The sequence below is a fragment of the Cellvibrionales bacterium genome (assembly GCA_016713115.1).
In the GTDB taxonomy this organism is placed as follows: domain Bacteria; phylum Pseudomonadota; class Gammaproteobacteria; order Pseudomonadales; family UBA7239; genus UBA7239.
This window is the reverse complement of sequence record JADJPU010000001.1, coordinates 532,594-552,036: the sequence shown is the minus strand read 5'-3', so window position 1 is coordinate 552,036 and position 19,443 is coordinate 532,594. Positions and strand designations below refer to the sequence as shown.

General features: G+C 53.5%; 21 protein-coding genes and 2 pseudogenes. All 23 read right to left on the bottom strand.

Translation table 11 applies throughout. From position 1 onward, the window contains the following. Positions 1 to 7: 7 nt before the first annotated feature. Positions 8 to 583, bottom strand: a complete 576-nt coding sequence (locus tag IPK30_02675) for a DUF3261 domain-containing protein (protein ID MBK8102220.1) — start codon at positions 581 to 583, stop codon at positions 8 to 10. A 32-nt stretch (positions 584 to 615) separates the two neighbouring features. Beyond that, the gene (locus IPK30_02670) at positions 616 to 1,491 is read right to left on the bottom strand and encodes a hypothetical protein (protein ID MBK8102219.1); all 876 of its coding nucleotides are present in this window, start codon (positions 1,489 to 1,491) and stop codon (positions 616 to 618) included. Then, positions 1,488 to 2,672 (bottom strand): beta-ketoacyl synthase, encoded by a 1,185-nt coding sequence (locus tag IPK30_02665; protein ID MBK8102218.1) that lies wholly within the window; start codon positions 2,670 to 2,672, stop codon positions 1,488 to 1,490. Before IPK30_02665 ends, IPK30_02670 begins: the two co-directional genes overlap by 4 nt. 14 nt (positions 2,673 to 2,686) lie before the next feature. Beyond that, positions 2,687 to 2,950 carry an acyl carrier protein gene (locus IPK30_02660; GenBank protein MBK8102217.1) on the bottom strand — a complete coding sequence of 88 codons (264 nt, stop codon included), beginning with the start codon at positions 2,948 to 2,950 and terminating at the stop codon, positions 2,687 to 2,689. Beyond that, the gene (locus IPK30_02655; GenBank protein ID MBK8102216.1) at positions 2,947 to 4,089 is read right to left on the bottom strand and encodes an ABC transporter permease; all 1,143 of its coding nucleotides are present in this window, start codon (positions 4,087 to 4,089) and stop codon (positions 2,947 to 2,949) included. The genes IPK30_02660 and IPK30_02655 overlap by 4 nt, the downstream gene beginning before the upstream one ends. A 1-nt stretch (position 4,090) precedes the next feature. Beyond that, positions 4,091 to 4,819 (bottom strand): ABC transporter ATP-binding protein, encoded by a 729-nt coding sequence (locus IPK30_02650; protein MBK8102215.1) that lies wholly within the window; start codon positions 4,817 to 4,819, stop codon positions 4,091 to 4,093. 14 nt (positions 4,820 to 4,833) lie between these two features. Beyond that, a complete protein-coding gene (locus IPK30_02645; protein ID MBK8102214.1) occupies positions 4,834 to 5,697 on the bottom strand; it encodes a class I SAM-dependent methyltransferase in 864 nt (287 codons plus the stop codon). A gap of 24 nt (positions 5,698 to 5,721) precedes the next feature. Beyond that, on the bottom strand, positions 5,722 to 6,447 hold the full coding sequence (locus IPK30_02640; protein ID MBK8102213.1) for a hypothetical protein: 726 nt from the start codon (positions 6,445 to 6,447) through the stop codon (positions 5,722 to 5,724). Between the two features lie 40 nt (positions 6,448 to 6,487). Beyond that, complete coding sequence (locus IPK30_02635) at positions 6,488 to 6,694, bottom strand: hypothetical protein (GenBank protein ID MBK8102212.1); 207 nt, start codon at positions 6,692 to 6,694, stop codon at positions 6,488 to 6,490. Positions 6,695 to 6,765: 71 nt separating this feature from the next. Further along, entirely contained in the window at positions 6,766 to 8,022 is a 1,257-nt protein-coding gene (locus IPK30_02630; protein MBK8102211.1) for a beta-ketoacyl-ACP synthase, read from the bottom strand. Between the two features lie 73 nt (positions 8,023 to 8,095). Next, positions 8,096 to 8,644: an isoprenylcysteine carboxylmethyltransferase family protein gene (locus IPK30_02625; GenBank protein MBK8102210.1), complete on the bottom strand. Its 549-nt coding sequence runs from the start codon at positions 8,642 to 8,644 to the stop codon at positions 8,096 to 8,098. A 4-nt stretch (positions 8,645 to 8,648) separates the two neighbouring features. Next, entirely contained in the window at positions 8,649 to 9,380 is a 732-nt protein-coding gene (fabG, locus tag IPK30_02620; GenBank protein MBK8102209.1) for a 3-oxoacyl-ACP reductase FabG, read from the bottom strand. Continuing rightward, positions 9,377 to 9,862, bottom strand: a complete 486-nt coding sequence (locus tag IPK30_02615) for a hotdog family protein (GenBank protein MBK8102208.1) — start codon at positions 9,860 to 9,862, stop codon at positions 9,377 to 9,379. Before IPK30_02615 ends, fabG begins: the two co-directional genes overlap by 4 nt. Further along, positions 9,859 to 11,037 carry a beta-ketoacyl-[acyl-carrier-protein] synthase family protein gene (locus tag IPK30_02610; GenBank protein MBK8102207.1) on the bottom strand — a complete coding sequence of 393 codons (1,179 nt, stop codon included), beginning with the start codon at positions 11,035 to 11,037 and terminating at the stop codon, positions 9,859 to 9,861. Before IPK30_02610 ends, IPK30_02615 begins: the two co-directional genes overlap by 4 nt. Further along, complete coding sequence (locus IPK30_02605; GenBank protein ID MBK8102206.1) at positions 11,034 to 12,269, bottom strand: NAD(P)/FAD-dependent oxidoreductase; 1,236 nt, start codon at positions 12,267 to 12,269, stop codon at positions 11,034 to 11,036. The genes IPK30_02610 and IPK30_02605 overlap by 4 nt, the downstream gene beginning before the upstream one ends. Before the next feature lie 29 nt (positions 12,270 to 12,298). Beyond that, positions 12,299 to 13,824, bottom strand: a pseudogene (locus IPK30_02600) (aromatic amino acid lyase). Positions 13,825 to 13,833: 9 nt separating this feature from the next. Next, entirely contained in the window at positions 13,834 to 14,040 is a 207-nt protein-coding gene (locus IPK30_02595; GenBank protein ID MBK8102205.1) for a hypothetical protein, read from the bottom strand. Next, positions 14,013 to 15,488 carry a glycosyltransferase family 2 protein gene (locus IPK30_02590; GenBank protein MBK8102204.1) on the bottom strand — a complete coding sequence of 492 codons (1,476 nt, stop codon included), beginning with the start codon at positions 15,486 to 15,488 and terminating at the stop codon, positions 14,013 to 14,015. The genes IPK30_02595 and IPK30_02590 overlap by 28 nt, the downstream gene beginning before the upstream one ends. Before the next feature lie 617 nt (positions 15,489 to 16,105). Beyond that, the gene (locus tag IPK30_02585; protein ID MBK8102203.1) at positions 16,106 to 16,894 is read right to left on the bottom strand and encodes a hypothetical protein; all 789 of its coding nucleotides are present in this window, start codon (positions 16,892 to 16,894) and stop codon (positions 16,106 to 16,108) included. Positions 16,895 to 16,903: 9 nt separating this feature from the next. Further along, positions 16,904 to 17,887, bottom strand: a complete 984-nt coding sequence (locus IPK30_02580; GenBank protein ID MBK8102202.1) for a MaoC family dehydratase N-terminal domain-containing protein — start codon at positions 17,885 to 17,887, stop codon at positions 16,904 to 16,906. A 341-nt stretch (positions 17,888 to 18,228) separates the two neighbouring features. Next, a pseudogene (locus tag IPK30_02575) lies at positions 18,229 to 18,486 on the bottom strand (prevent-host-death protein). A 93-nt stretch (positions 18,487 to 18,579) separates the two neighbouring features. Beyond that, the gene (locus IPK30_02570) at positions 18,580 to 18,918 is read right to left on the bottom strand and encodes an alkylphosphonate utilization protein (GenBank protein MBK8102201.1); all 339 of its coding nucleotides are present in this window, start codon (positions 18,916 to 18,918) and stop codon (positions 18,580 to 18,582) included. Between the two features lie 3 nt (positions 18,919 to 18,921). After that, positions 18,922 to 19,422 (bottom strand): SRPBCC family protein, encoded by a 501-nt coding sequence (locus IPK30_02565; protein MBK8102200.1) that lies wholly within the window; start codon positions 19,420 to 19,422, stop codon positions 18,922 to 18,924. Positions 19,423 to 19,443 lie beyond the last annotated feature (21 nt).

The window sequence follows — 19,443 nt, the reverse complement described above, 5'->3', positions numbered from 1 at the left end:
GCACTCCTCAGGGTAAGTTTTCAATCAGCAAACAGTAGTGGCGTTCGCGGTGGCAGTATTCTGTTTGGGTGGCGCGGTATTCAATGTGGATAATCGTTTCGCCATTGCGTCGCTGCAATTCGCGCTTCCGCACGCCGTTTTTTACGGTATCAATCAGCAGTGCGTCCGGCGACAGTGCGCGTTGCAGCGCGTTGTGCTCGAATGCAGTTAGTTCAAAATCAGCCAGTGCGTAGCGCGCATCGAAAGTGTTGCTATTGATTTGTTGCAGAGAGAACAGCGGCGATTTCCAAACTTCCGTTGTGTTGCCATCAAACTGCAAGCTAAACAAGCGCGTGCCACTGGGCGCTAACCCTGCCAGCACAATGTTTTGCGGTGAGGCTTGCACTTGCATCAACAGCGTGTGTTGCGTTTCTTGTGTAGATGATGAGTCGCGCTGCGGGTTGCGATAGCGCGCGGTAATTTTTTGGGTGGCAGTAAAGTTTTTTTCTGGCAGCGTGAGCTGCAGGGTGATGCCATCTGCAATGGCAATCATGTTGGATGGCAACGGCTCAGGCGCGTGTTGGCAGGCGCTCAGTAACAACATCCATACTGCCGTGAGACATGCGGCAAAACGCCTCATAGCGACACCTGTAAAACATTGAAGCGACCATCGGCATCGCTATCGATATGCAACAAAGTTTGCGCAGGTTTTTGTTGTAAAAACTGGCCTAGCGTGTTGCCGCAATGGCTGTCGTACCACGGCGTGTTGTCTGTTGTGAAAAAATGTTGATGTGCAATGTGCGTTTGCAACCAGTGTGCTGTCTCGGCGTCGGTATGTTGCCCGCAAGCCAGTGCACGTGTTGCTGTTGCGGTGCTGTGTTGTTGTAACCAGTGCGTGAGTGCGTTGCGATCGATGAACGAGGTGATGTGATCTATCTGCGCCAAAGCGGCGTTGGCTTCATTAGTTTGTGCCAACAAAAACCAGTGGCTGCCTTCACCTACGCGTGTGTCGGCGGCGACCCCGATGCGCTGTCGGTGATCAGCGAGTGGTGCCGTGCAAATATCCACCGAGCCGACCAAAGCTGTTTGCACAGCGTGAGTTTGTAAATCCAGCGCGGCGAGTTGTAGTGCGCTTTCCAGCGGTGCGTAGCAGCGCGTGACAAATTGGCTGCGCCCGTGCAGTGCAAATTGTTTGGCAACATAAAAACACGCGGAATTGCTCACGGTGTTGATAAAAGTGAGCGGTTTCGGTGGCAGGCCGTGCTCTATCATTTGTGAGAGCACTTCCAGCGTGGTTTCTAAATCGCCGCGACCGGAAGTGAGATACACCGCGGTATCTGCCGGCGCACTTTGCTGCTGCAAGCAACGACCTGCGCCAATCAACGCGAGCTGAATAAAACGCCCCACGCGCCGCACGGCTTCGCCGGTCGTGTCTTTCACCAGTGTTTTGAGCGGCGGCAGCGCATCGTCGTGAACCGCGGCGCTGTAATGACCGTGGGCAAGGATTTTCATGCGGTCTTGCCTCTCGGTCTGCCGCGCCCCATCACCAAGGCGGTGTTATTGCCGCCGAAGCCGAAGTAGTTGAGCAGGCAAGTATCATTGCTCGGCGTGATGTGGGTTTGATTGAGTGTTAGTCCCAACTCGCTCGCATCGTTGCCGATACCGGGCGTAGCGGGCAGAAAAGGTGTTTCAGCCGCAAGCGCCTGCCACATCAGAATCAACTCGCTCAGACCGCAAGCACCGAGGGTGTGACCGAGAAAAGGCTTGAGCGCGCACACCGGCGGCATCTGCTTAAACACTTGCAGTAAACCAGCAGCCTCAGCTTCGTCATTCAGCAAGCTCGCTGTGCCGTGGACTTTGATGCTGCCGATGTCTGTGGGGGTGATACCCGCTTCGGACAATGCTTGGCGAATCACGGTTGCCACCGTAGAGCCATCGGCATTGGCGGCCGACATACTGTTGGTGTCGCACAAATTCGCGCCTCCCCATAAACGGAAGTCGCTCGCGTCGCCCGCACCCAGTATTAATGCGCTCACGGCTTCGCCGAGCACCAAGCCGTTGCGCGCTCTATCGAAGGGGCGCATAACGGACGGTGTGAGCAATCCCAAACCGTGAAAGCCGAGCGCAGTGACATCATTGATCAATTCCACGCCGATGATCAGTGCATGGCGAATCGTGCCGGTGGCGAGCAAGCGCGAGGCGTACCACAGCGCGTTGGCGCTGCTGGTGCAGGCGGTGTTGAAGCTGAATTCTGGACTGAACAGTCCGTAGCGTTTGCGCACCGTGTCGGCGAGCTTGCCAAACGAAGGCGAACCGTCGAGCGGAATTGCCGCACCGCGCACCAGTCGTGCTTGTTGATAGCAGTGCTCGGACACAGAGATATCGAACGATGATGAACCGACAAACAGCCCCATTTCGCGCCGTTCGCGTGTGCTCAAATTGGCACCGTCCAGCGCTTGTTGTATGGCGAGATCAAGGCTGCGTGAGAGTCGTGTTTCGATGTCTGTCAGCGCCACATCTGCCAATAATTTATAAGGCACTGTTTCTTGCGCGCTGCCCAGTGTGCGCGGCAGTAATTGTGGCGGTGTGGGCGCATTCTGTAAGGCGGCTAGGTTGGCCGTTATGCCGATGCCGAGCGCGCTGACGATGCCGGCGGCGAGAAAACAGGCGGAATCGGTGGCAGCCAGCGACATAAAACAGCGTGTGCTCAGTCGGCTTGATAGTTCAAGATGGTGTCGGCGAGTGCATTGATCGATTGCATCGCGCGCCGCGCCGAGGGGCCGTCTTCAATGCGCACGCCGTACTGTGTTTTAATCGCCATTGCAATTTGCAGTGCGTCGAGAGAATCCAACGCCAAGTCGCCGCCGATCAACACGGCATCATCAGCAATCGTTTCCGGTGCGATGTCTTTGTCGCACTCCACCACAATCAGTTGTTTCAATGCTTTTTTTAGTGTGTCGCGATCAATCATGGCGTTGGTTTTTTCTGTAAGTGCATGGCGAGTGCTATGGTGACACAGCCAAAGAGCAGGAGCGAACCGGCTTCAGGCAATACATCGTAGGCAGAGCCGTTGCGTAAAAAAATATCGAGAAAACCTTCCAAGCCCCACGCCATCGGTGACCAATCGGCGATGCGTTGCATGGTTTCTGGCATCACAAAACGCGGCACCATAATGCCGCCCAAGGCCGCGAGCAAAATATTGCCCACGCCGCCCAGTGTGGTGGCTTGATCGGTAGTGCGCGCCAGCGCCGCAATCAAAATGCCGTAACCGAGTGCAGCGGCGCTGAGTGCAATTGACATCAACAGCAATCCCAATAAAGAGTTGCCCAAAGTGAGCGCATCGGCACCGAATAGCGGCATGGCATACACACCCACCGCCAACATCAACAGCACTTGGATTTGATTGATAAAAAAATACGGTATCAGTTTTCCGATGATGGGCAATGTTGGGGATATTGGCAGTGTGCGCAAGCGGCGCAGCGTGCCTTGCTGTCTTTCTGTTATTAAGGTGTTGGATAGCGGCACCACAGAAAAAAACATCGCAAACACTAACCACGCGGGAACATTTTGTTGCACAGCAGAAGGGCGCACAGTGTTTTGTGCAGTTTGATAGTTGTAGTGCAGCGTGAGCGCATTGTTCGGCGGCGTGTTGTTATCGACAGCAGTTTCCCCACGCAAGGCTTGCTGCATGTTGAGTGTGATCAGCAAAGATTCCATGCGCTGCCGTGACAGCGCTTCGTTGACAGCGGCAGTGAACAACGCTTCGGTTTGCGCATTGGTATCGGGCGCAACCAAGACATCCGCGTGTACACCATCGTCTTGCTGCGTGAGCGTCAATACAAAGGCAGTGTGCTTTTCCGGTGTGGCTTGCCATGCAAAAACGGTTTTTTCTTGCAGCAGGACAGCGACGCGATCAACGGCTGCGCCGGGCGTGGGTTTGTTGAGTTGCACAAGAATTTTTTTGGCGCCGCTGTTAGAGAATTGTTCTTGCAGAGCCAGTGACATGATCAGAATAAATGCCATCGGCATCACAAACAGCAATAGCAAACCGTGGATGTCGCGACCAAGCAACAGTAATTCTTTTTTGATGATAGCGAGTAGGGCTGTCATCTCAATCACGCAGCGCGGTGTGGGTGAGTGACAGATAAAAATCTTCCAGTCGCTGCGCGTTTTTTTTCTCTGTTGTCACAGGGAGTGCTTCTGCGCGTTGCAAGATATTAGCCAGCGTATCCTGTAGCAATAATTTTCCGTGATCGATAATCGCCAACACATCGCAAATGCTTTGAATTTCTTCCATGTAGTGTGAGGTGTAAATAATCGTCATGCCGTCTTGTTGCAGCTGGCGAATGGTGTTGAGGATGAAGTGGCGCGATTGGGCGTCAATGCCGACCGTGGGTTCGTCGAGAAACAAAATCTTTGGCTGGTTCAGTAGGCTGATCGCGAGATTTAAACGGCGGCGCACACCGCCAGAACATTGCGCGGCGCATTTGTGCAAGTGCTCTTCTAGACCACAGGCGTGCACGGCGAAATCGATATGTGTTTGTTTTTGTGCGCCAGTTAAACCGTACAAGCCGGCAAAGCAGGTGAGGTTTTCTTGCAGGGTTAAGCTGGGATAGAAAGCGTAGTCTTGTGGCGTGAGCGCGATGTGATGGCGTGCGGCATCACTGAAAAGAATTTCACCTTGTTGCAACGGTAGGATGCCAGTCAGCAATCCCAGCAAAGTGCTTTTGCCCGCGCCATTTGGCCCGAGTAATCCAAAACAACTGCCGGTGGCCACAGTGATGGAGACATCATGCAACACCGTTTGTGCGGCGTTGGGATAAGTAAAGCCAACTTGCATGGCAGTGATGGCATTCACGCAATTTTTCGCGCCAAGACATGGCGCATGGGTACACCGATTTCATGGCTGACCACTTCAAAGCCGTGTTGTTTGAGTAAGGCGGGAATGTCTTGCTTGTGCCAAGCCAACAAAAAAGGCTCGTGCAGTTTTTTTGCTAGCACATAAAAGTACAAACCGCGCCAGCCGTATTTGCGCAGCAGCGTGAGTGGTTTTTGTTGAATTTGAAGGGGTGATGGTTCACAAAACGCCAACCAACCTTTGGGTTTTAAAATGCGCGCCCATTCCTGCAAACATTGTTCAATGTAGCGCGGTGGAATTTCATGCAGCAAAAAGCAAGCGGTGATGGCATTGAAACGCGCATCAGGAAAGCCGGTATTTTCAGCAATACCGTGTACAAAATTAACCGATGGCCAATCCTGTGCAGCGTGTTTTAACAAATAGGGAGAAGGGTCCAAGCCCCACACTTCGCTTACACCCGCTTGGTGTAATGCGCCGGCCAAGCCGCCACCGCCGCAGCCCGCATCTAACGCGCTACCTGCGCGCACCGCTGAGTCTTGGATGAGTTGTGCGGCAATTTTGGCGTGGCTTTTCCCAATTTCACCGAGCATCACTTTATTAAAGCCGGTGATATAGCCGCGTGTAAAACGGCGTGAATAATTGCCGTTAGGTAAGTTGTGAAACTCTTGCAGAATGTATTTGGGAATTTTTTCTGCAAACGGTAAATCGTGCGGCAGTTGGATGGGCTGGATATTCCAGCCCAGCAAGTTTTGTATAAAACGCCACAGATCACGCGGATGGCGTAGGTTGAGCTTGTCCGGCCATGTGTCCGGCAGCTCTATGTTGCGCCAATCGGGTACGACAGGGTCAGTGGTCATCATGCGCATGCAATGTTGAAAATCGGCTCAAGGGTAGCCAGGTTCGCTGGTATCAATTTGCACTTCGTATACTTGCCAAGAGCGATCGTAGTGCGAGCGATTGGTGAAAATAATGCGTCCCTTACCTTTGTACAGCGAGTATTGGCGCAAAGTATCTGAGCCTTTGAAATTGAACGGAATCCACGCTTTGCCCGTGACATGACCGGTGCTGGATGTAGGTTCACCCGCTAAAGCATAAGCCTCTGCCATGCTCATGCCGATTTTGACGGCGCTGAGTCCTGCGCCGGTGGTGGTCGCGCTGCGACTTTGTGCGGAGGAGGTAGACGCACGGCCACCTGAACTTTTTACCGGAGCAACACTGCCGCGTTTGTATTGCGGCACGCCGCTACTGCTCAAGTTTTCTAACGCTTGGCTGGCGTATTTGCGCAGTTTTTTATTGGCGTTGCTGCTGGCAATCGTGTTCAGTGTGTCGCGATAGCGCGGGTTGCGCGATTTGCCCAAGGCTTTTGCGGCCCATGACAGTGCATCAATATGACCGTTTGGTGCGTTGGCATAGTTTTGCAGCAGCACTTCGGCTAAATGATCAAGTACCGCAGGGTTGTCTTCGCCGGTGTTGAAAATATCTTGTGATGCGGCTTTTACACTGCCCATACTGCCGCTGCTGAGCATCTCAACATAGCGCTGTTCGGATGCATCCAGTGCAAAGGCTGCGCTAGATAGCCCAACGATTATTGTTGCGCATAAAGTTTTCAAAAATTTTCTCATCGTGAAACCTCGTGTCATGTGGTTTTATTTACTGAGGGATAAAGTTGCCCGCACGCAGTATGCCTACCACGCCTACTGCAATCCAGAAAGTGTTCAGCAGTGAATAGGCGGCATCTTTGCGCAATACGGAACACCAAGAAAGAATGGCTGCATCAATGGTGTTGACGACCCACACAAACATAAACGGGCTGGCAGGCCCCATCCAACTCACCAAGCTGAAACTAAAAATACGCATCAGCACACCGAGCATTTCAAAAAAACGAATGTAACGCAGAATAAAGTTGTTCAGGATTTGCATAACAAAAATCAGTTCCAGCGTTTAAAAATCAGGGAAGTGTTGATGCCGCCAAAAGCAAAATTGTTGCTCATGATGTATTCGTTATCCAGCGTGCGGCCGCCACCCGTGATGTAATCCAACTCGCCACAGCGCGGATCCAGATTGTTTAAATTGGCGGTGGGGGCGTACCAGTTGCTGTTGAGCATTTCGATACTGTGCCACGCCTCTAAGGCACCGCAAGCGCCTAGCGTGTGACCGAAGTTGCCTTTCAGCGAGCTGATTGGCAGGCGCGAGCCAAATACGGCGTGCGTGGCCGTGGTTTCGGCAATGTCGCCGTGCTCGGTGGCGGTGCCGTGTGCGTTGACATAGCCAATGGCGGAAGGTGGCAAACCGGCATCGGCCAGCGCCTGTTCCATCACCACTTGCATGGTGGCAGCGGTGGGCTGGGTGATATGCGCGCCGTCGGAGTTGGTGGCGTAACCGACAATTTCCGCGAGGATGGTGGCACCGCGCGCTTGCGCGTGTTCCAAGTCTTCCAAGATTAGGGTGCCGGCTCCTTCGCCGATGACTAGGCCGTCGCGGTCGCGGTCGAATGGGCGCGGTGTTTTGCTCGGTGTGTCATTTTTCAGGCTGGCGGCGAACAGGGTGTCGAATACGGCGGAGTGCGCTGCGCACAATTCTTCCGCGCCACCGGCCACCATTGCATCTTGCATGCCGTAGCGGATGGCTTCATAGGCGTAGCCGATACCTTGGCTGCCGGAAGTGCAAGCGCTGGCGGTGGGAATCACGCGACCTTTCAGCCCAAAGAACAGGCCAATATTGACAGCGCAGGTGTGGCTCATCATTTCAATATAGGTGGTGGCCGTCATCGCGCGCGTGGAGTTTTCTGAGTACAAACGCCCGAAGTCGATGGTGGCGTCGGTGCTGCCATTGCAGGAGCCGTAGGCTACGCCCATGCGTCCATCTTGGATGCTGGCGTCGCCCAGTAAGCCCGCTTGTTCCAATGCGACCTCCGTGCAGCGGGTGGCCATCAACGCTACGCGCCCCATGCCGCGGGTTTGTTTGCGCGAGTAGTGCGCGGGACGGGCGAAATCGGGGACGGGGCCGGCCAGTTGCGTCATCAAGCCATCAATCTTGGCGTAGTCGTCCATGCGCTGAATGCCGGTGCGTCCCGCGCGCAGTGCCGCTTCGATGCTTGCCCAATCCTGCCCCAGCGAGGTGATGCCACTCATGCCAGTGACAACCACGCGGCGCGGCAAAGTATTGGAAGTGTGCGGGGTGCTCATGCGGGTATCCGGTGTCGCATTCGAGATTGGCAAAGGATGCTTATTGTAACCAGTGAAACTCGGTGTAGCAGTTCTACCACAGCGCTGGCAGAAAACGCTTGCTGCGCGTCATGTAATCGCCATAAGCCGCGCCAAAATAGGCGAGATTTTCTTGCTCTTCTTGTCCCGCAGTCAGTGCCAACAACACCGTGGCGGCGAGCGCGAGCGCGATGTTCAACACCGAGAACGGCTGCTTGAACAACAATCCCCAGTTCAGCAACAACAGCGAGCTATACATGGGGTGGCGAATGTGGCGATAAATACCGTGCGTGATGAGTTGCGCCGTTTTTTCAAACGCCAGCAGGGTGGTATCGGTACGCGCTTGTTGATCGGTGCCTGCCTGCTTTAAACCGCGCACAGCCAACACCAGCACGGGAATAGAGGTAAACAACAGCAGCCAAGAAAGGCACTGATACCACGCAAAGCGATCGACAAACCAAAACGGATATTGCCGCAGCAACAGTAGCAACATGCACTCCCACGCAAGCAGGCGATAAAAACCGTGTGAGCGAACCGCATGCAAATTGCGGCGTGAAATAAAAATCAGCAGCGCGCTGCCGAGGATAAACAGCATCAGTTGCATCGCATTAACCTGTCATGCCGCCGTTGACGGAAATCACTTGCCGCGTGATGTAGGCAGCGGCATCCGAAAACAAATACGCCACTAAGCTCGCCACTTCATCGGCGGTTCCCATGCGTGCGGCAGGAATGATTTTCAGTGCGTGCTCTAACACTTGTGCGTCCATCGCCATTTCTGTTTCTATCAAACCAGGCGCAACGCAGTTGACGGTAATTTTTCGCGATGCCAATTCCACTGCTAAGGCTTTACACGCGCCGATCAAGCCGGCTTTGGAGGCGCTGTAATTTACCTGTCCACGATTGCCCATCACGCCAGACACCGACGACATCGCCACAATGCGTCCGCCTTTTTTCGCGCGAATCATTGGCATCACCAGCGGGTTCAAGACATTGTAAAAACCGTCTAGGTTAGTGTGAATCACTGCATCCCAATCTTCACCGCTGATAGCGGGAAAAGCGTTGTCGCGCGTGATGCCGGCGTTGCACACCACGCCGTAGTAAGCGCCGTGTTTTTCGACATCATCTAATAAAACGCTTTGTGTTTGTTCGCGGTTGGCAATGTCAAATTGTAAACAGCGCACTTGGCGACCGAGTGCTGCGATGGCATCGCGCACGGCGTGTAATTCTTCCATGCGCGTGCGGCAGTGCAACACAATGTCAAAACCACTGTGCGCGAGAGCGAGCGCCACAGCGCGACCGATGCCGCGACTGGAGCCGGTGACGAGTACGCTGCGTGTCATGGCGAAATTCCTGTAGGTTGTTGCAGTGAAAAAGGTCGCACAAAATTGCGCGGTTGTTCTGGGCGAAACGCTTTAATTTGCGCGGTGGCAAGAATGTTATCGCCGCGAATCTCACAATCAAATGCGCCTAGACCTGTGTCATCGGTGTAAACGGGTTTAGCGGATAATTGCAGTGTGCTGTTAATTGGGAAAACGGCGCTGTTGCAGCTGTAGCTGCGGCAGCCGAGCAGAAATCCCGCTTGCACGGGTTTGTTGTTGGATAGCTGTTGATGCCCCGCCCAAACGCCGATGGTTTGCGCCATGTATTCCATGCCCACCCAAGTGGGTACGCCGCCGAGCGCGGCATCAAAAAAAGCGGATTGCTCGGTGATGAGTACTTCCGCTTGCGCGAAGTCATCGCTGTAATCCACGGCGCGCGAGAGCAAAATCATCGGTGCGCGATGTGGTAGCAATATTTCCAAATCAAAAGTATTTTCTGTCATGCCTGCCTCGACAAAATAACCGCCGCATTACTGCCACCAAAGGCAAAGGAGTTGCTCAACATGGACAGGTTTTTTGTATGCGGCAGTGCTTGCGTGCTGCGCACAATGGCAATCGGTGGCAGAGAAGCATCTGGCGGTTTTTGATTGCACTGCGCAGGTAAGATTTTTTTTGTATTTAAATCCGAAAGCAAAAGCCAACACAGCGCCGCTTCGGTGGCGCCGGCTGCCCCCAGTGTGTGGCCGGTGAGCGGTTTGGTAGAGCTGCACGGCGTGTTATTGCCAAACACACGCGTCACGGCTGCACTTTCCATCGCATCGTTGAGCGGTGTCGCGGTGCCGTGCAAATTGATGTAGGCAATATCGGCTGACTGCATCTTGGCATCGGCTAACGCAGCGCGCATAGCAGCCTCTGCGCCTATGCCATCTGGATGTGGTGCAGAAATATGGTGCGCATCGGCGGATTCACCAATTCCAGAAAAAATAATGGCGTTGGCGTTATCGGATTTTTTTTGCATTAAAAATAATGCAGCGCCTTCGCCGATGGTGATGCCATCGCGTCCTTCGGCAAACGGTTCGCACACTTGCGGCGAAACGGACTCCAACGCAGAAAAGCCTTGCAAGGTTAATTGGCACAGCGAGTCACTGCCGCCACAAATCACCGCGTCGCATAAATCCATTTCCAATAAACTGCGCGCGCTGCCCAACGCTTTGGCACTGGAGGAGCAGGCGGTAGAAACCGTCATCGCCACGCCAGTGAGATCAAGAAAACGCGCCACAAACTCGGCTGCCGTGCCAATTTCTTGCTGGCGATAATCGAAATCTAGTGACCAAGTCCCGTTGCAGAGTTTTTCAGCCAGCGCCGCTTCACCTTCGGCAATGCCGGAAGTGCTGGAGCCGATCACAACCGCCACGCGCGGCGCGCCGTACTGTGTAATCGCCGTGTCAATTTCTGTTTGTATTTGCGCGAGCGCAGCCAGCAATAAACGGTTGTTGCGGCAGTTAAATTGTGCCAATGCTTCAGGTATGGCAGGCAGTGCTGCCGTAACTTTGCCTGTCCACATCGCTTCATTTTTCTGCATGCCGTTTGCTGTGCCAGATAAAAAATTATCCAGCACAGTTTGTTTGCTGTCGCCTAGGGCGTTGAGTATGCCCAGCGCCGATAAAACCGGCTTCATGTTGTGCGACAAATTTCCGCCAACACATTCATGCGGCGTTCGCTGTCTTTGACATAGGGGTTATTTTCATCCCACGCATAACCGGCAAGCACAGAACTAATCATGGCTTTGATGTCGTCGTTGTGTTTGTCGTGATAAACAACGTCTTGAAAACGGCCGTCGTACCATGCGCTGACAAAGGTGTGAAATGTTTTGACGCCTTTTTTCAGCGGTGTAGCAAAATCAGCTTCCCAATCCACGGTTTCGCCGCGCAACTGCCTATCTAATAATGCAGCTGCCAAGCTGGCTGACTTCATGGCGATGGTAACGCCAGAAGAAAATACAGGATCCAAAAATTCGCCTGCATTTCCGAGCAGGGCGAAGCCCTTGCCGTGTAGTGATTTAACATTGCAGGAGTAGCCGGTGATTTGCATGGCATTTCGTACAATTTCTGAATTTTTCAATAATTCTTTTAGATAAGCGTCTTCATTGAAGATTTGCATCACGCGCTCATCCAGATTTTCTGAGTAAGCAGAGAAAAACTCTTGGCGCGCGATAACGCCCATGGAGCATTGGCCGTTAGAAAACGGAATTGTCCAGTACCATATGTCACGGTGTACAGGGTGTGTGGTAATTAAAATTTTATTGCGATCAAATTTCTCGTCGGTAATGTTGTCGCGTACGGTGGTAAAGCAGGCTTGGCGCACAGGGAAATCGGAGGGATATTCGAGATCAAGCAGGCGCGGCAACACGCGCCCAAAGCCACTGGCATCTAACAAAAACTTTGCCGTGGCTTCGCGCACTTCACCTTCGGGTGTGCGGTAGGTGACGCGCGGTTGTTCGCTGTTGATATCTACAGCAGTAATTTCATGGCGATAGCGCAAGTCAACGCCAAAGCGTTCTGCTTCATCGGCCAGAATTTTGTCAAAGTGAGCGCGCTGTACTTGAAAAGTGGTGCCGTGCCCTGGCGAGAATTTTTTAGTGAAATCAAAGTGCGTGTGCTTGTCATTGTGATAAAACGCAGCACCATTTTTGAATTGAAACCCACCTGCCCGCACGGCGGGCAACATGCCGGCTTCTTCAATAAAAGCCATGCACTGCGGCAGTAAACTTTCGCCGATGGAAAATCGCGGAAATTGTTCGCGTTCCAACATTAAAACGGAATAACCTTTTTGTGCCAACAGCGCAGATGAAATAGCACCGGATGGACCCGCGCCGATCACAATGACATCGAAACTTTCAGGTTGAGACATTATTAGTTGCTCCTTGTTGGTCGGGTTCGTTAGCAAAATAGCGTCCATTCTCGCTGTTGTATGCGTGCAATGGTGTGACGCAGATCAGCTTCTAATGGACGGTCTTCTTCTACAAATGAAAAGTGAGCGAAGATGTTGTCTTGCATGGTGCGCAGGGGTGGCGTGAGTTGCGCAGCGTTCAATTCTCCCTGCTTTTGGCGCAATGCCAGCGCTTGTGCTGCGGCGAGTAGGCTAGCGGCAGCGACTTGTTCGGTGAGTTGCAACACGCGTAAACAATCGCGCGCGGCGATAGTGCCCATGCTCACTTTGTCTTGGTTGTGGCATTCGGTGGAGCGCGAAAAAACAGAAGCCGGCATCGTCAGTTTCAGCGCTTCGGCAGTCCACGCGGAGCAGCCAATTTGCACGGCTTTGAAACCGTGGTTAATCATTGCGCGTTCAGGGCTGGAACCGGAAACATTAGCCGGCAGGCCGTGATTGAATTTGGGATCCATCAGCAGCGCCATTTGTCGATCCAATAAATCAGCAATATTCGCGACTGCGTTTTTCATTGCGTCCATCGCAAACGCGATATGACCGCCGTAAAAATGACCGCCGTGCAACACATGCTCGCCGATGCCGTCGATAATGGGATTGTCATTCGCGCTATTGAGTTCTGTTTCAATAAATTGCCGCAGCCACGGCAGGCTATCCACCAACACACCGATGATGTGCGGTGCGCAGCGTATGGAGTAGCGATCTTGCAAGCGATTGGAGTTGCGCGCTATTTCATTGCTGGGCAAATCACTGCGTATCCATGCAGCGACGCGATTTTGCCCCGGATGCGGTTTTACCGAAAATAATTTTTCATCAAAGTGATTGGCGTTGCCTTGCAGTGCTATCGACATCATCGATGTGATGCGCGCTGCGAGTTGCGCCAAATAATCGGCGCGCACAAAGCGAGACAAGCGAGCGCTGTCATCACCGCCGTGCCATTCATCAGCGCCAAACCTTCTTTAGGGCGCAGTGTGAGTGGGGCGAGTGCCAATTCATTCAAGACATGCAGCGCGGGTCGGCGTTCGCCGCCGTACCACACATCGCGTTCACCCATTAGCGTGGCGGCGATGTAGGACAGTGGTGTGAGATCGCCGCTCGCGCCCACGGAGCCTTCTTGTGGAATCACTGGCACGATGTTGTCGTTAATGAATAACACCAAGCGTTCGAGCAGCGCGGGTGTGACGCCGGAAAAACCTTGCGTTAATGATGCAAGACGCACGGCGAGAATGGCGCGCCCCTGTTCGGCGCTGAACACATCACCCAAACCGCAGCCATGAAAACGCGCCAAATGTAGCGGCAATTCTTCCACGCGATGCGCAGGAACTTGCACGGTGCAGGAGTCGCCGTAGCCTGTGGTCACGCCGTAAATTACACCGTCGTCGCGCAGCAGAGTTTCCAAGAATGCGACACCTTTATCGATGCGTTCACGAAAAGCGCTGTCGTGCGATAAGGCAACGGCTTGCCGCCCTTCGGCAATGGCGACGATATTTTCGATGGTGATGTGAGCCTCACCAAATAGCAGGGAGAAGAGTTAGTCATGGCGCTGCCAGAAATTGAAAAAATTAAACCATTGTAAAGGAGCGAGGCGGCAGTAGTGTTCCAAGCGCTCGGCGTAGCGTGTGATCGCCACCTTTAGCAGTGCGTCGCGTTGGCGGCGCGGAAAAGTGAGCTGGCCGGCAAAAAGGCTCCAGAAAATTTCGTAATGCGTTTTCATGCGCAGGGCGAACAATAAGTACACGGACATTCCATCAACGCGGCGAGAATAAATGGGCCTTGTGGAAAGGCTGCTTCTCCGCCGAGAAATGGTACGCGGGTGGTGCGATGCAAGCTGGTGGGAGATGTGCGATCGGCGGCGATCACAATCAGTTCTCCGCGTTGTATTTTGTCATGCAGCAGCAGCGCTGTTTCGGGGCCGATGTCGCCGACTTGGATAATTTCAAATCCTGACGAAGGATTGGCTTGTTGTAGCAGCTTGTTGATCTGTTCAGAATTTTTTGTAAATAGCAGAACATTCAAGTGTATGTCAGGGGCGCTGTGTACCAGTGCGCGACACATATCGGCATTGCCCAAATGCGAAGTTAAAATCATCGCGCCGCGTTGGCTGGCAATTTGCTGAACGAGCAATTCTCGATTGGGGAAGATCACATCCGTGCGCTGTATATCGCCACTCCACGCGGAAAATTTATCGACCACCGCGCGGCCAAACGCCATGAAGTGCTGAAACACATCCTTGTGTGTAGGGGGATGTGACAGTGCGCGTTGCAAATAGCGGCGTGATTCACGGCGCGCCGTTGTTGCGAAGAGAAAAAACCACGCGATGATAGGGTAGAGCAGTGCGTAAAGGGTGTTTTTCCCCAGTGTGCGATAACTCCACAAACAAAAGCGCATCCCCCATTCACTGCCTCGTTCGCTTTGCTGCGACCAATGACTGCCGTTGCTGTTTTTTGGAAAGAGTTTTAGCCACAGTTGTTGCAGCAATGCGTACAACATTGTGCTGACCAAACGCGTATGCATCCAACTGATTTCAAGATTGTCACGCAGTGGTCTGAAATGAGAAATACCATTTTCCGGATAGATAACACGCGTGGGAAGAAAATGTACTTTTGTGCCTGCGCGATACAAGCGCACCATGATGTCGGTATCAAAAGCCATGCGCGATTCGATAGCTGTACATTGCGCTAATGCCTGTGTGCTGGCTACGGGATAGACACGAAAACCGCACATGGAATCCACAATATCGAATGACAGCGTTTCCACCCACACCCAAAAATGCGTGATGTAGCGCCCGTACAAACGCGCTTTCGGAATGTCGTCGCCGTATTGCGGCGCACCGCTGATTAATGCGTCGGGATTTTTTTCTGCCAAGGCGAGTAGGGCGGGAATGTCGTCGGTGTTGTGTTGGCCGTCCGCATCAATTTGCAGCGCGTGTGTGTAGCTTTGTTTGTGTGCTTCTGCGATGCCGTGCAGTACAGCTGCACCTTTGCCGCTGTTGTGCGGTAAACGCAGCAGCGTGATGAGCGGTTCCGCGCGCGCAAGATTTTCTAGTGTGCTTGCAGTAGCGGCATCACTGCCGTCATCCACCAAAATGCACGGCAGATTAAACGCACGCAGTCGTTGCCAAGTCGCGCCTATCAACGCGCCGTGGTTGTAAACAGGAATTAGCAAACAGGGGTGAAAGTTCTGCATGGGTATTGTTCGTATCCACTCGTGCGAATGATACAAAAAAGGCACCCGCAGGTGCCTTTTCGATTTTATCCGCCGTGACGGTTTACTTGCCGATAATCATGCCGCCCGTCGGCACGCCGACACCGGAAGTGACCACCACATTGTTCACCGCTTTTTTCGGTTGATTCAGCGATTCACCCCGCACCAAGCGCACGCCTTCCACAATGCCGTTCATGCCGTGGATATACGCTTCGCTCAACTGACCGCCGTGGGTGTTGGTCGGCAAACGACCGTCTGGGCGCAGCGCACCAGAGTTGATAAAGTCTGCCGATTTTCCCTGCGCGGCAAAGCCCCAGCTCTCTAACTGCCACATCACGATGGCCGTGAAGGCGTCGTAAATGATCGCGGCGTCGATGTCATCCGGCTTCATGCCCGCTTGCGCGTAAGCCTGCTTCGCAGCCAAATCCATCGCCGGAATTTGTGCAATTTCATCGGCGTAAAAATTGGTCATCGCTTCGGTGTTTTTATCCGCATACGCGCCCACGCCTTTCACGAACACCGGCATTTTATTCAAATGCTTGGCGCGCTCGGGTGTGGTGAGAATCACTGCGCTGCCGCCGTCAGATTCTTGGCAGCAGTCATACAACTTGAACGGCAGTGAAATGGCTTTTGCGTTGTCGTATTCCGCGCGCGTGAGCGGACGGTTGTGAAAAAATGCGTTGGGATTGGTGGTGGCGTATTGGCGCGTGGTGATGGCAATTTCCGCCAGCGCATCGCGTGTGCAACCGAACAAATGTTCGTAGCGTTTGTGATACATAGACACCCACGAAGCGGGTGTGAGCAAGCCGTAAGGAATGTACCAACCGTAGTGAATCATGTCGCCGGTGACGATGTCGCCCGACACGCCGCCGGAGTAGCGGTGACCGGAACGGCCGTTCAGTGCGCGCCAGCACACCACCACTTCCGCCGCGCCCGTGGCAATCGCCATCGCCGCTTGTTGAATGGTGCCGGTGCCCGCGCCGCCGCCGTGTGGCACACGCGAGTAGTACGACAAATCGTTGCAGCCAATCGCGCGCGACTTTCACATCCACAATGCCGCTGGCATCGTCTTTGGCAGCCACTTCACCGGTGAATTTCAACACTTCGCCCGGTTGCACCGGCGCGCCGAGTTTGATGTTGACGCGTTTCAGCGTGCTGTCTGGGCCAGCCCAATCGGTGACAAAACGCCCCACCAAACCGTTGTCGGTGAGAATGTTGGGGAACACATTCGCCAAGCCGGACGCATTGGCCGCGCCTTTGTTGTGATGCACGGGTGTGAAATCGCGCGAAGCGACCGCGCCAGCGACGATAAAGCTCACATTGATGTCGATGTCCATGTTGGGCAATTTGTCGCCCACATTGACGCTGGAAAATTTCAAAGTAGTCATGGTTTCACCTCACACCAAACGGAATTGCGGCAGCACATTGTCTGCATCCACTTGCATCACTTCGCCTTTCACGCGCTTGCCGATTTGCACGGCTTCCGGTTTGCAATCAATGATGTTGGACAGGATGCGCGTGCCTTCATCGAGCGTGATCACCGCGCACATCAGTGGGTAGGTGTAGCCGGGAATTTCTGGGTAGTGCAATTCCACAAAGCTGAAAATTTCGCCGTCGAGTTTGGAGCTGACGAAATCCCATTCGCCACTCTGGCACTGGTTGCAGAACGGGCGCGGCGGATGGCGCAGTGTTGAACACGATTTGCAGCGTTGAATCGCCACCACTTTATTTTTTTCTAATTGCTCCCACCACCACGCGTTGTCGTGACCGCGCACAGACTTCGCACGCGTCGGCGCTTTGTTTTCTTCCTGCGCATTTTCAGCAACGGGTTTCGCGGCTTGTGCGGGTTTGAATTTCAGCACGCGGAACAACATGGTGCCGATCAATTCTTTATTCTGGTCAGTGAATTCGGTGCGCGTCTCGATGAAATAGCCCGTGCCCATGCCGGTGGCTTTTTCTTCCGAAATGGAATGGATTTTGGTGTGCGCGATTACGGTATCGCCCGGTTTCAGATCGCGGAAATATTCCTGATCGCAGTTGGTGCCCAGCACACCGGTAAAGCCGTGGTCTTCCATGTAACGGTGCAACTTGCGCTGGCCGTCCATCGTGGATGGGTCTTGCGACTCCGCAAACGCCATCGGGTAGCCTTCCATGCTCCACGCTTGCAGCATGGTGGGCGGAGCAATCAATCCACCTTTGGCAGTTTTCACGGCGGCCGCTGCATCGGTGTAAACGGGGTTGGTATCGCCCATCACTTCACACCAGTGGCGAATCATCGCTTCGTTGACCAAATCCAGCCCTGGGGTGGGCGGCGCAATTTCTTTACCGACCCAAGTGTAGAGTTCGGCTTCAAAGGCTTTTTTTTGTTCATCGGGCGTCATGGTTCATCACCTCGCAGGCGGGCTGGCCGTGTGGAAAAGAGGCGGAATGATACCGGAAAGGTTTGGGCAGCGGCAGCGCAAAAAGGGCTTGCGCTGCGGTGCAAACTAGGTTTCTCGCTGGGAATTTAACGCCGTTACTTCACCCAGTTTTCCAGCCGCAAACCGGGCACGCGTTTGCAGCCTCTCTGGCTGTGGATGCCTGCCCTCTTGAGCTTTTAATCAAAACTGTCGCGCGTTTGTGCTGTTGTGCCCTGTTCGCGGTCGGTCATGAAATCGTCTGTTGCGCTGGTGCCTTCAAACCAGCTGTCCCACACTTGGTCAGCGGGCGCGCTCGGCGCTCGGCTTTTGGCTGTATTGAGGCGGGTTTTTAGGGAATGCATAACATCATCCTTTGATGCGTACTGTCCGGTGGCTTTTGCCGCATCGCGCGCCGCCAAGCCGCGCGCAATAAATTCCTTTTGTATTTTGCGGCGTTCAATTTGTTCACGCAGCGATGTTTCTACAAAGGCGCTAAGAGTTTCGCCTTCGCGCAACACGCTCTCTGCGTCATGGCGGAACTCGGGTGTGACGCGCAGTGGAGGAATGGTGGTGGTTTTCATTACACTACTCGTTGCATTGCATTGCATTGCATTGCATTGCATGTGCGATGCAGTGTATGGCGGTTGTGGGTGAGCGGCAAGCGAGCTGCCTGCTCAAACCTTACGCACAAACTCCGACTTGAGTTTCATCGCACCGATGCCGTCGATCTTGCAGTCGATGTCGTGATCGCCGTCCACCAAGCGGATGTTTTTCACCTTGGTGCCGACTTTCACCACTAGCGAAGAGCCTTTCACTTTCAGGTCTTTGATGACGGTGATGGTGTCACCATCCGCCAACACATTGCCGTTGGCATCTTTGATGACTCGTTCGCTGTCTGAAGATGTGACTTCCCCCGCTTGCCACTCGTGTGCGCATTCGGGGCAGACCAACAGGCCGCGATCTTCGTAAGTAAAACTGGATTGGCAGTTGGGGCAGGGGGGAAGTGTGCTCATTTTTTACGCCATGTTTTCCAAAATGCGTTTGTAGTTTTGCAACCAGCGTTTAAAGAAGAAATTCATAAAGAAGCGCGACACGGGGATAAATAGCGCGCCGATGCCCGTTACTTGAATGGCAACGGTCCATGTGAGGTGCGTGGTTTGGCCGTTGTTGGACACACGAATGTCGTAGTTCTCTGCAAAAGCCTCAATGCCGGCAATCGTGCCTTCTTCTACATAAAACGCCACTTGTTGGTTGGGCTTCCAGATAAAAAAGTTTTCTTTCACCGCTTGCCCACCAGCGAGGGTAACGGTGCGTTTAGAAAACTGCCCGTGTGGCGCAGGGGTGGTCCACTCCACTTTTTTTAGTGGCGGTGCCCACTGTGTCCACACCACATCACCGGCCAATGTTTCCATTAGGCGCTCTGGTGGGCAATTTGCTTCCATGCTGGCGCTGGCAATTAAGTTGGCGCTACGAAAAAAACTTTCGTCGATGGCTTTCATCGGATGAAAAGTAGTCATCAGTCTCTCCAGAAATAAAAA

Bases quoted from the DNA above. Each gene is read 5' to 3' on its own strand.
- IPK30_02660 (MBK8102217.1), bottom strand. From the start codon at position 2,950: ATGATTGATCGCGACACACTAAAAAAAGCATTGAAACAACTGATTGTG.
- IPK30_02645 (MBK8102214.1), bottom strand. From the start codon at position 5,697: ATGATGACCACTGACCCTGTCGTACCCGATTGGCGCAACATAGAGCTG.
- IPK30_02585 (MBK8102203.1), bottom strand. From the start codon at position 16,894: ATGACTACTTTGAAATTTTCCAGCGTCAATGTGGGCGACAAATTGCCC.
- IPK30_02655 (MBK8102216.1), bottom strand. From the start codon at position 4,089: ATGACAGCCCTACTCGCTATCATCAAAAAAGAATTACTGTTGCTTGGT.
- IPK30_02610 (MBK8102207.1), bottom strand. From the start codon at position 11,037: ATGAAGCCGGTTTTATCGGCGCTGGGCATACTCAACGCCCTAGGCGAC.
- IPK30_02675 (MBK8102220.1), bottom strand. From the start codon at position 583: ATGTTGTTACTGAGCGCCTGCCAACACGCGCCTGAGCCGTTGCCATCC.
- IPK30_02605 (MBK8102206.1), bottom strand. From the start codon at position 12,269: ATGTCTCAACCTGAAAGTTTCGATGTCATTGTGATCGGCGCGGGTCCA.
- fabG (MBK8102209.1), bottom strand. From the start codon at position 9,380: ATGACACGCAGCGTACTCGTCACCGGCTCCAGTCGCGGCATCGGTCGC.
- IPK30_02625 (MBK8102210.1), bottom strand. From the start codon at position 8,644: ATGCAACTGATGCTGTTTATCCTCGGCAGCGCGCTGCTGATTTTTATT.
- IPK30_02650 (MBK8102215.1), bottom strand. From the start codon at position 4,819: ATGCAAGTTGGCTTTACTTATCCCAACGCCGCACAAACGGTGTTGCAT.
- IPK30_02565 (MBK8102200.1), bottom strand. From the start codon at position 19,422: ATGACTACTTTTCATCCGATGAAAGCCATCGACGAAAGTTTTTTTCGT.
- IPK30_02580 (MBK8102202.1), bottom strand. From the start codon at position 17,887: ATGACGCCCGATGAACAAAAAAAAGCCTTTGAAGCCGAACTCTACACT.
- IPK30_02670 (MBK8102219.1), bottom strand. From the start codon at position 1,491: ATGAAAATCCTTGCCCACGGTCATTACAGCGCCGCGGTTCACGACGAT.
- IPK30_02590 (MBK8102204.1), bottom strand. From the start codon at position 15,488: ATGCAGAACTTTCACCCCTGTTTGCTAATTCCTGTTTACAACCACGGC.
- IPK30_02630 (MBK8102211.1), bottom strand. From the start codon at position 8,022: ATGAGCACCCCGCACACTTCCAATACTTTGCCGCGCCGCGTGGTTGTC.
- IPK30_02615 (MBK8102208.1), bottom strand. From the start codon at position 9,862: ATGACAGAAAATACTTTTGATTTGGAAATATTGCTACCACATCGCGCA.
- IPK30_02665 (MBK8102218.1), bottom strand. From the start codon at position 2,672: ATGTCGCTGGCTGCCACCGATTCCGCCTGTTTTCTCGCCGCCGGCATC.
- IPK30_02635 (MBK8102212.1), bottom strand. From the start codon at position 6,694: ATGCGTATTTTTAGTTTCAGCTTGGTGAGTTGGATGGGGCCTGCCAGC.
- IPK30_02570 (MBK8102201.1), bottom strand. From the start codon at position 18,918: ATGAGCACACTTCCCCCCTGCCCCAACTGCCAATCCAGTTTTACTTAC.